The organism is Xanthomonas axonopodis, from assembly GCF_001304695.1.
In the GTDB taxonomy this organism is placed as follows: Bacteria; Pseudomonadota; Gammaproteobacteria; order Xanthomonadales; family Xanthomonadaceae; genus Xanthomonas; species Xanthomonas axonopodis.
Window position 1 is genome coordinate 1 of the sequence record NZ_JFAQ01000244.1, and the last position, 10,347, is coordinate 10,347.

At 65.7% G+C, this 10,347-nt stretch carries 9 protein-coding genes, 1 other RNA gene and 2 pseudogenes; 1 reads left to right on the forward strand and 11 read right to left on the reverse strand.

Translation table 11 applies throughout. From position 1 onward, the window contains the following. The 4 genes from XAXN_RS18605 to poxB form a co-directional block, all read right to left on the reverse strand. A partial coding sequence (locus XAXN_RS18605; RefSeq protein ID WP_054320632.1) for a hypothetical protein occupies positions 1-642 on the reverse strand: 642 nt, incomplete at its 3' end. Between the two features lie 188 nt (positions 643-830). After that, positions 831-2,177, reverse strand: coding sequence for a sigma-54-dependent transcriptional regulator (locus XAXN_RS18610; protein ID WP_054320633.1), 1,347 nt, complete (start codon positions 2,175-2,177; stop codon positions 831-833). Further along, entirely contained in the window at positions 2,162-3,604 is a 1,443-nt protein-coding gene (locus XAXN_RS18615; RefSeq protein ID WP_054320634.1) for a sensor histidine kinase, read from the reverse strand. The genes XAXN_RS18610 and XAXN_RS18615 overlap by 16 nt, the downstream gene beginning before the upstream one ends. Before the next feature lie 49 nt (positions 3,605-3,653). Then, complete coding sequence (gene poxB, locus XAXN_RS18620; RefSeq protein WP_174515563.1) at positions 3,654-5,363, reverse strand: ubiquinone-dependent pyruvate dehydrogenase; 1,710 nt, start codon at positions 5,361-5,363, stop codon at positions 3,654-3,656. Positions 5,364-5,737: 374 nt separating this feature from the next. Between poxB and XAXN_RS18625 the strand changes: the two genes are divergently transcribed. Continuing rightward, positions 5,738-6,334 carry an OmpO family porin gene (locus XAXN_RS18625; RefSeq protein WP_054320636.1) on the forward strand — a complete coding sequence of 199 codons (597 nt, stop codon included), beginning with the start codon at positions 5,738-5,740 and terminating at the stop codon, positions 6,332-6,334. Between the two features lie 326 nt (positions 6,335-6,660). Here XAXN_RS18625 and XAXN_RS22110 read toward each other — a convergent pair. The 7 genes and pseudogenes from XAXN_RS22110 to XAXN_RS22115 all read right to left on the reverse strand — a co-directional run. After that, positions 6,661-6,732: non-coding RNA, sX9 sRNA (locus XAXN_RS22110), on the reverse strand. A gap of 61 nt (positions 6,733-6,793) precedes the next feature. After that, entirely contained in the window at positions 6,794-7,819 is a 1,026-nt protein-coding gene (locus XAXN_RS18630) for an NAD(P)H-dependent glycerol-3-phosphate dehydrogenase (protein ID WP_054320637.1), read from the reverse strand. Between the two features lie 15 nt (positions 7,820-7,834). Beyond that, positions 7,835-8,347: a protein-export chaperone SecB gene (gene secB / locus XAXN_RS18635; protein WP_003488515.1), complete on the reverse strand. Its 513-nt coding sequence runs from the start codon at positions 8,345-8,347 to the stop codon at positions 7,835-7,837. A 109-nt stretch (positions 8,348-8,456) separates the two neighbouring features. Next, complete coding sequence (locus tag XAXN_RS18640) at positions 8,457-8,891, reverse strand: rhodanese-like domain-containing protein (protein ID WP_042820983.1); 435 nt, start codon at positions 8,889-8,891, stop codon at positions 8,457-8,459. A gap of 75 nt (positions 8,892-8,966) precedes the next feature. Further along, positions 8,967-9,392 (reverse strand): annotated as a pseudogene (locus XAXN_RS18645) (hypothetical protein). A 28-nt stretch (positions 9,393-9,420) separates the two neighbouring features. Next, the gene (locus XAXN_RS18650) at positions 9,421-9,891 is read right to left on the reverse strand and encodes a YiiD C-terminal domain-containing protein (RefSeq protein ID WP_042824486.1); all 471 of its coding nucleotides are present in this window, start codon (positions 9,889-9,891) and stop codon (positions 9,421-9,423) included. A gap of 325 nt (positions 9,892-10,216) precedes the next feature. Further along, positions 10,217-10,347 (reverse strand): annotated as a pseudogene (locus tag XAXN_RS22115) (IS481 family transposase); the annotation flags it as partial.

A 10,347-nucleotide genomic window follows, 5' to 3' on the forward strand; every position in this document is an offset into this window, starting at 1 on the left:
CTGGGTCGCCTCGATCGCACGGCCGTCCGGGGTGGCCACGCCGAAGCCGCTGGCGCTCAGCGGTGCGCCCACACGCAGCAGGTCGGTGAACTGCAGCGCCAGATGCGGCGGCATCCGCACCACCGTGCCATCGCTGACCAGCGCACCATTAACCTCGCCGGCAGGCCCATAGACCAGGCGCTGGATCGTGCCATCGGACTGCAGCGGGGTCAGCTGGCCGGGGGTCGGCGGCGGCGGGGTAGCGCCGAAGGTGGGCGGCCGGTCGACCACCTCCCGGCCGCTACGGCCGGAGCGGATCGAACTGACCTGCAGCAGCGGCAGATTGCCCAGGCGGAAGCCAACAACGACGACACTGTCGCCGGCACGTACGGCCGCCTTCACCTCGCTGGACAGATGCGGCGGGAACCCGACCTGGGTGCCGTCGCGCAGCCACAGTCCATCGACCTCGCCATTGGGGTTGAGCAGGAAGCGCTCGACGGTACCGCTCACGCTGACCGGCGTGGCGGCGACGGGGGTCGGCGGGGTCGGCGTACCGCCGATCGGACCATTGGGAGCCGGGGGCGGTGGCGGCGCGGCCACCTGTGCGGCGGCGGCGCCGATGGTGCAGGCCAGGGCAATTGCAAGAACAGTCTGACGCATCATGGGGATGTCTCCTGCGCGGCGGGAAAGGGCCGCGTACCAGAGACAAAGCAGCAATCGTGCCAACTTGTAAGTAACTGTTTTAAAAGGTCTTTATCTGACCGATAGACCGGCGAAGACGCCTGCATTTCATCCACCCTGTCCGGTTTGGGGACACCGGTCCCGCGGTCTGCAGTCGATGCGCGCGAAGGTCACAGGCCGTATTCCTCCAGCTTGCGATAGAGCAATTGCCGGTGGATGCCCAGCCGGCGCGCGGCCTCGGCGCGATTGCCGTGGCTCTGTTCCAGCGCCGACCGGATCATCTGCGTTTCCAGCCGCGCCACGGCCTCGGGCAGCGTCCCGGCCACCACCGACGGCTCCTGCGCCGGCACCTCGCTCGCCTCGCCCAGCGCTTCATCCAGATCTGCCGCATCGATGCTGGCGCCGCGCACCAACACCTGGCTGCGCTGCATGACGTTGCGCAATTCGCGCACGTTGCCAGGCCAACGGTGCGCGAGCAGGCGCTCCTGCGCGGCCGGCGACACGCTCTGCGCAGGCCCCGCATGGGCGCTGAGAAAGTGCTGCGCCAGCAGCAGGATGTCCTGGCCGCGCTCGCGTAACGGCGGTAGCTCGATCGGCACCACATTGAGGCGGTAACGCAGGTCGCTGCGGAAACGCCCCTCGGCCACGCAGGCGGCCAGGTCGCGATGGGTGGCGGCCAGCACCCGCACATCCACTTTCTGCGGGCCGCTGCCACCCAACGGCGTCACCTCGCCTTCTTGCAGGAAACGCAGCAGCTTGGCTTGCATCGGCAACGGCATGTCGCCGATCTCGTCCAGAAACAGCGTGCCACCGTCGGCTTCGCGAATCAGCCCGCGACGGTCGCTGCTGGCGCCGGAAAACGCACCCTTGCGATGCCCGAACAATTCGCTCTCCATCAATTCCAGTGGAATGGCCGCGCAGTTGACTGCGACGAATGGCGCACTGGCGCGCGGGCTGGCGCGATGCAGCGCGCGTGCGGCCAATTCCTTGCCGGTGCCGGTTTCCCCGGTGATCAGCACCGGCAGATCGGACGCCGCCGCCAGCCCGATGCGCTTGTGCACGGTGCGCATCGCCGGGCTGTGCCCGACCAGCGCATCGTCGTCCTCGACCTGCGCAGGCGAGGTGTCTGTCGCTGCAGCCTGCGCATCGGCGCGACTGAGCAGCGCGCGCTCCACCACCTCCACGATGTCGGCACGGCCAACCGGCTTGACCAGATGATCGAAGGCGCCCAGCGTCATCGCCTCGATCGTGTTGCCGCTGGAGACATGGGCCGTCAGCATCACCAGCGGCACCTGGCGCGCCTGCGCATCGTCCAGGCGCGCACGCAGCACCGCGATGCCGTCCATGCCGGGCATGCGGAAATCCACGAAGGCCATGTCGATGCCGCCTTCGCTCAGCCGGGCCAGCCCGTCCGGCCCGTTCTCGGCGGCGACCACCGCATGCCCGAGCGAGCGCAAGGTGGCCTGCAAGGTGGTGCGAAACGCCGCATCGTCGTCGATGATCAGGATGCGCGCCATGGCAACTCCAGGATGAAACGGGTCAGCCCGTCGGCATGTGCGTAGCGCGCCTGTCCGCCATGCGCGCGCGCGATCTCGCGTACCAGCGCCAGCCCCAGGCCATTGCCGTCGGCGCGGCCGCTGACGAACGGTTCGAACAAGTGCGCAGCGATCGGTTCGGCGATCGGCGCGCCGCGGTTGCAGACCTGCACTTGCAACATGCCCTCCACTGCTGATGCTTGCAGCGTGACCTCGCTGCCCGGCTCGGCATGCTGCGCGGCATTGCGCAGCAAGTTGTGCACCGCGCGCCCCAGTTGCTGCGGATCAAGCGTCCAGCGCAACGGCGTAGCCGGCAGCAACAGACGGGGCGGCGGCGTACCGGGCGGTGACGAACTCTGCTCCAGCAGCGTCGCCAGCCAGTCCTGCACCACCACCGTCTCCAGGTGCAGACGAATCGGCTGCACCATGCCGAGCAGGCTTTCGACCACGCCATCCAGGCGACGAATCTGCCCCAGCATCAACTCGCCATGCGCCGCGTCGTCCGGCGTCGCATCGCCGCGCGCAATCTCGTTTTCCAGCGCCAACCGCATCGTGGCGATCGGGTTGCGGATTTCATGCGCCACGGTGGCCGTCATGCGCCCGAGTGCGGCAAGCCGTTCGTGCCGCGACAGCTCCTCGGCCAGCCGGCGCGTCTGCGCCAGCGCCTGCGCGTTGCGCTGGGCATACTCGTTGACCGCCGCGCCCAGGCGGTCCAGTTCCGGCGCGCCGGTTGGCGGGATGTGCGGCGTCTCGGTGTCGGCGGCCAGCGCCTGCTGGATCCGATGCAAGCGCTGGCTCCAGCGCCGTACCACCACACCCAACGCGATCGCCGAGCCGGCCACCATTGCGAAGATCAGCAACATGCCGACGACCAGCGGCCGCCAGGCATCGGCCTTGCTCGCCGGTACCCGCGTCATCGTCCATGCCGCGCTGTTGGAGGCCAGCGGACAGGCGCTGATCAGCAGCACTTCGCGGCGACCGTCGCGACGGTACTGCGCTGCCTGCTTTGTCGTCACGCTCTGCTGGGCCGTGTTGACGATGTTGGCCCACTCCGCGGCGGGAATATCGGTCTTGTGATCGCTGCCGTCGTAGGTCGGATACGCGTAGGCAACAACGCCCTTGTGCAGGTCCCAGACGCCACCCTCGACACCTGGCGCATCGGCCAGCACCAGCTGCACCACCACCGCTGCCAGGCCCACGCCATCGTCACCGCGACGCGCCGCCTCGCTTGCCCCTGCGTAGCGTTGCACGATGCGCGCGCATTGCCCGCCCAATTGCTGACGCGCCTCTTCCAGCCGCACTCCCTCGGTCTGCCGATACAGGCCGTACAACATCGTGGCCACGCCCACACAGGCGGCCACAATCACCATCCAGATCAGCAACAGTTGCCGGAGCAGCGAACGGGGCATGGACGAAGCGGCCTGAAGAGGACAGCCAGTGTGCGCGAGTGCAACTGAATTAACGCAGGTTGGTCTTCACCAATTCGATGACCTCATCGCCACGCCCGCTCATCACTGCCTTGAGCAAGTACAGGCCCATGCCCTTGGCCTGTTCGAGCTTGATCGCCGGCGGCACCGCCAGCTCCTGCGTGGCGATGCGCACATCCACCAGCGCCGGGCCCGAATGGGCGAAGGCTTGGCGCAATGCACGCTCCAGTTGCGACGACTCATCGACGCGAATGCCCAGGATGCCCATTGCGTTGCTCATCGCCGCGAAATCCGGATTGCGTAGCTCGGTGCCGGTATCCAGGTAACCGGCCGCCTTCATCTCCATCGCCACGAAACCCAGCGACGCGTTGTTGAACACCACCACCTTCACCGGCAGATTCAATTGGGCCAGCGAGATGAAGTCGCCCATCAGCATCGCAAAGCCGCCATCGCCGGAAAGCGAGATCACCTGCCGCCCCCGGAATGCCGCCTGTGCGCCTAGCGCCTGCGGCATTGCGTTGGCCATCGAGCCGTGATTGAACGACCCCAGCAAGCGGCGCTTGCCGTTCATGCGCAGGTAGCGGGCGGCCCACACCGTGGGCGTGCCGACATCGCAGGTGAACACTGCATCCTGATCGGCAATCTGGCTGATCAGCTGGGCCACGAACTGCGGGTGCAGCGGCTCACCGGGATCTGCCGGCACCGCCAGATCGTCCAGCCCCTCGCGCGCCTTGCGGTAATGCGCAAGCGATTTCTCCAGAAAGCCACGCTCCTCGCGGCGCTGCAACTGCGGCAGCAAGGCCGCGATGGTTTCGCCCACATCGGCGGCAATGCCCAGCTGCAACGGCGTGCGCCGTCCGAGCGCGCCCGGATCGCGATCCACCTGCACGATGGTCGCGTCCTTCGGGTAAAACTGCCGGTACGGAAAATCCGTGCCCAACATGAGCAGGGTGTCGCAATTGAGCATCGCGTGATAGCCGGAGCTGAAACCGATCAGGCCGGTCATGCCCACATCGAACGGGTTGTCCCACTCCACGTATTCCTTGCCGCGCAGCGCATGCACGATCGGCGCACCCAGCGTATCGGCCAGGGCCACCACCGCATCGTGCGCACCGGCGCAGCCACTGCCACACAGCAAGGTGACCGCCTTGCTGTGCTGCAAGAGCTCGGCCAGTTGCCGCACATCCTCGGCGCCAGGCAGCACCCGTGGCTGACGCAGCGACGGCCACGCACTGGAGACATGCTTATCCACCTCCAGCAACGCGATATCGCCCGGAATCACCACCACGGCCACGCCTTGCTGCAGGATCGCCGAGCGCATTGCCCGATGCAGCACTTCCGGCAACTGCGCCGGGTTGGTCACCAACTCCACAAAATGACTGCACTCGCGAAACAGTTCCTGCGGATGGGTCTCCTGAAAGTAGCTCAGCCCGATCTCGGACGATGGAATATGCGCGGCAATCGCCAGTACCGGCTGGCGGCTGCGATGGCAATCGAACAGCCCGTTGATCAGGTGCAGATTGCCCGGCCCGCAGCTACCCGCGCACACCGCCAGCTGGCCAGTCACCGCCGCCTCGGCACCCGACGCAAACGCGGCCACTTCCTCGTGCCGTACATGCATCCACTCGATGGTCTGCATCTCGCGCAGGGCATCGGTCAAGCCATTGAGACTGTCGCCGGTCACACCCCAGGTCCGCTCGACCCCGGCGCTCTGCAGCGTCTCGGCCAGAAAGCGCGCCAACGTTCTCTTCTTCGCCACGATGCGGCTCCGCAGGTGTGTTCAACAAGCGTGCAATGCTCCCAGCGGCGCTGTCAGTGCAATGTGCTTGCGTTGCGAGCGCGCGTGAAACGCTGGAAACCGGGCGATCTCTTGCCTTTGTGCACACACGCCTCACATTGACGCTACGTAAGCGCGAGAGCATCACGTTTTGCGTGTGCTGCAAGCGCATTCGCCCCGGACACAAGGAAGCGCAGCTGAATCTGGCGCGATGATTCATCAACTGGTCAGTCCAAAATTCATGTCGCGTTCCATCGAATAACGGAGAATTTACATCTCGGCAGCGAACGGCATTCGCCACAGCGCCGGCCCAAACCATAAGTACAGGTATCTCGATCATGAAGACTTCTCTGCTCGCCCTCGGCCTTCTCGCAGCTCTGCCGTTTGCGGCTTCGGCCGCAGAAAATCTGTCCTACAACTTCGTCGAAGGCGACTACGTTCGCACGCCGACCGATGGCCGCGACGCCGACGGTTGGGGCGTGAAGGGCTCCTACGCCATCACCCCGAACTTCCATGTCTTCGGCGACTACAGCAAGCAGAACGCCGACAACAACGACAAACTGTTCGAAAACACCGATTCCGACTTCCAGCAGTGGGGCGTCGGCGTGGGCTTCAACCACGAAATCGCCACGAGCGCCGACTTCGTTGCGCGCGTTGCCTACCGCAGGCTGGACCTGGACACCCCGAACATCAACTTCGACGGCTACAGCGTTGAAGCCGGTCTGCGTAACGCCTTCGGCGAGCACTTCGAAGTCTATGCACTGGCTGGCTACGAAGACTTCTCCAAGAAGCGTGGCATCGACATCGGCGACAACTTTTACGGCCGCCTTGGCGCCCAGTTGAAGTTGAACCAGAACTGGGGCATCAACGGCGATATCCGTATGGATGGCGACGGCAACAAGGAATGGTCGGTCGGCCCGCGCTTCAGCTGGTAAGCCGCACGTTTGACTGCAACGCGATCGCTCTCCCGCGTTGCACTGGAAGCCCGGTCCCCCGACCGGGCTTCTTTTCTTTTGGGCGATCGGTTGGCGGTTTGGGCACGCACGTCACGATACCCGTCGCTTCGCACAGGCAACCTCGCCAATTATGTCCGTGCGCCTCGAGGATTGGCCGCACCCGCGTTGGGAATCCCCCAACCTGGCGCTTGATCCGCCAAGGCCGTGCTTGCGCCGCGGCAAGCAGCCAAAAAAACGCCCGGTCGTGCCGGGCGTTGTGTTGTGCATCTTCGCAATGGATGCCGATGTGCTACCGGCCTTGGCGCGGCGAACAACACATAGCGAGCAGTCATCCGGCGGCACGGCGCGCCCGGAACCACAATGAGACAGTGGTACATACAGATTCGGGGCAGCGGCCACGCACGCCTGGCAGTAGGCGCAGTCGTTTTGTCGGCGTTCTCAGGTGAACAAGGTCTGCGGGTACTCTGGCTTGCGCTCGCGTGCGAGCAGTTCCTTCAAGCCTGCTTCCGGGGTGATTTCACCGTGCAACACCGCGCGCACGGCATTGGAGATCGGCAGTTCGATGCCGTGGTGTTCGGCCTGACGCATGACCTCATCGGCCGTCTGCACCGACTCGACCAGCTGGCCGATCTCGCGGATCGCATCGTCCAGACTCTGCCCGCGTCCCAGGGCCAGGCCCAGGCGACGGTTGCGCGACAGATCGCCGGTGCAGGTGAGCACCAGATCGCCCAGACCAGCCAGGCCCATCAGGGTCTCCGGACGTGCGCCGATCACCGCCGCCAGCCGCAACATCTCGTTCAAGCCACGCGTGATCAGCCCGGCCCGTGCATTGAGACCAAGCTGCATGCCATCGGCCACGCCGGTGGCCACTGCCAGCACGTTCTTCATCGCCCCGCCGAGCTCGGCGCCCACCATGTCGTCGCCGGTGTAGGCGCGGAAGGTGGGGCCATGCATCGCGTCGGCCACCACTTGCGCAAACGCCGCATCGTCGCCGTGCACGGTGATGGCGGTCGGCAGGCCAAGCGTGACTTCCTTGGCGAAGGAGGGCCCGGTCACCACGGCCAGCGGAGCGCTGGGGCCGAGGATGTCGCGCGCAACCTCATGCAGGAACCGCCCGGAACCGGGTTCGAAACCTTTGGTCGCCCAGGCCACGCCGGCACCGGCCGGACGCAGCGGTGCGATCAGCCGGATGGTCTCGGTGAAGGCATGCGAAGGCACCACCACCAGAATCCAGATGGCGTCAGCGACCGCCGCCTGCAGGTCGGTGGTGGCACGCAGGCTGTCGGGCAGTGGAATGCCCGGCAGGTAGCGCGTGTTCTCATGAGTGCGGTCGATGGTGTCCACCATCGCCGCATCGCGCCCCCAGAGCACGGTCGGATGACCGTGTCTGGCGAGCAGCGCGGCCAGGGCCGTGCCCCAGGAACCGGCGCCGAGAACGGCGATCTTGTGGGTCCAATCGCTCATCGGCGCAATCGAGGCTTAGGCGTTGCCAGCCGGCTCGGAATCGGCCAGCGAGGTCCCTTCGTTCTGACGCTGACGCAGGGTTTCTGCATACAGGGCCTCGAAATTGATCGGCTGCAGGTAGAACGGCGGGAAGCCGCCTGCCTGGATCAGGTCGCTGACCAGGGTGCGCACGTACGGGAACAGGATGTTCGGGCACTGGGTGCCGAGCAGCACGTCGATCGCCTGCGGGTCCAGGCCGACCAGGCCGAACACGCCGGCCTGCTGCACTTCGGCCACATAGGCCGTCTTGCCACCGGCGGTGCAAGTCAGGGTCACGGCCAACACCACTTCGAAGGCGTTGTCGTTGAGGCGCTGCACCTTCTGGTTGAGGTTCAGCTGCAGCTCGGGCTGGTTGGCGTCATTGAAGACGGCCGGCGCGTTCGGAGATTCGAAGGACACGTCCTTGACGTAGATCTTTTCGATGGTGAAGGCGGGACCAGCAGCGGCGTCGGCCGGCGCAGCGGCGCCGTTGAGGATTTCGTCGGACATTCCTAACTCCAGAAACGGTTCGGTGGATGCAGCGTTGAGTGATGCGAGCGTGAAAGTGGAAGTCTCTCACGCCAGCAATGGGGGAGTGCCGGGTGCCGCACAAGGCGGATCAGCGGCCCTTGATCAGTGGCAGCTCGGCCATCTGCCAGGCGGCCACGCCGCCTTCGAGCCAGTACACCTGTTCGAAACCGGCTTTCTTCAGCGTCTTGGCTGCACCGGCGGAGGTGTTGCCACTGCGGCAGACCACGACAACCGGCGAGGACTTGGCGTTGGCCAACAGTTTGCCGGCTGGGTCGAACTTGGCTAGTGCCACGTTCCGGCTGCCGGCGATGTGGCCTTTTTCGAAGTCGGCAGTGGGCGACAGGTCGATCACCAGCGCGTTTTCACTGTTGATCAGACGGGTCAGCTCGGCCGGCTTGAGCGCGCGATAGCCGCGGAACAGGCGCGCGACCTCGGTGACGATCAGGGCGATGGTCAGGCCCACCAGGGCCAGCGACAACATGGGGTTGCGGCCGACAAAGGCCTGCAGCTCTTCGAAATTCACGGGGTCAGGGTCAGTCGAGCGGGCGGGAATTGTCGCACAGCTGGCGCACGCGACGCCCGGCGCGCAGGGGCCAGGCTACTGGCCCTTCCACAGGTCGGGCACAGGCCGCTGGCCAGCCACCAGCGCTTCTGCTCGGGATTCCAGCGCCAGATCTCGATGCTGCGCACCAGCCGTTCGGCCTGGGTATTGCGGTTGATCACCCGCAACTCGACCTCGCGCCGCAGGTCGCCGTTGGCGTCTTGGCCCACGCGCACCTCGCGGTAGCCGGAAATCTGTACCTGCTCGTAGCGCGAACGTTCCAGGTCGCTGAGCGGATGCGCCTGGGCATAGGCCGGCTCGACGAAGCCCCAGCGCGGCGTCGAAATCGTTCCAGCGCACGGCGGCCGTGTAGGCGGCCTGGGTCGTTTCCAGCGCGCGCGCCTGGGCACGGCTGCCGGCATTGACGCCCCCGCTCAGCAGTGCCAGCCCAAGCAGCACGATGGTTGTAATGACTGCACGCATGCGTATTCCCCCGGATCCAGCCGGCATCCTACCGCTTTGGAAACGCCACAAAGCGCCCGCTCAAGGTGGCCGCAGCGGCACCGGAGCCCAGCGCGATCTGCGCGCGCGTGCCGATGCGTGCCTTGCCGCGCTGCCGGAACGTCGCCAGAAAGGCCTCCCAGCTCGCCAGCTCGGACGGCTCGGCATTGGCGACCAGGTCTTCGTACACCGGTGCGACATAGCGAAGCTGGCTGTCGGCGACGTAGACATCGGCGTGATGCCCGGCCAGTTGCAGCTGCAGGGTCAGCCAGCCCCAGCTGGCCAGCGTCATCAGCGAGGCCAGGCTGCCGCCGTATGCAATGGCCTTGTCGTTGACGTTGGCCTGCAGCGGCGCCCGCAGGCGCAAAGCACCATCGTGCAACCCATCGACGGCGATGCCCATCGACAGCACCGGCGGCATGGCGATGAACTGCTGCTGCAGCGACTGCAGGGCGGATGCGAGCGTGCACGAAGGAGTCATCGGCAAAGACTGAAAGACGGCGAAGGGCGGCATCATGCCGCAATGTTCTGCAAGCGTCTTGTGCACCTGCATGACATGCGGTACCGCATGGTGAATGCAGTCATCGCCACGTGCGATGTGCGGGCCGGCATCGCTCTGGTTGCGTGCAGCAGATTAGTGAAACCTCAACCCCCAGCCCGAATCACGCGCCCGGTCAGCAAGCGGCGTCCGCCAAGGTGCCTGCGGTTTGGCATTACAGATAGCGCGCCATGCATAAAACAGCAGCAAACGGCCGCGCAGCCGCCAGGCACAACCGACGCCTGCACACGACGGTTTGTTTGCCGCGCTAGGTGTTCAGTCCCGGCATTAGATGGATCGGATTCACTTTGAACCGCTCGGGTTCGGATGTCCACTGCTTGCAGATGAATTCGTACGGTGTCAGACCCTTCAGAGCTTTGAGCCTGCGACCGTAGTTAG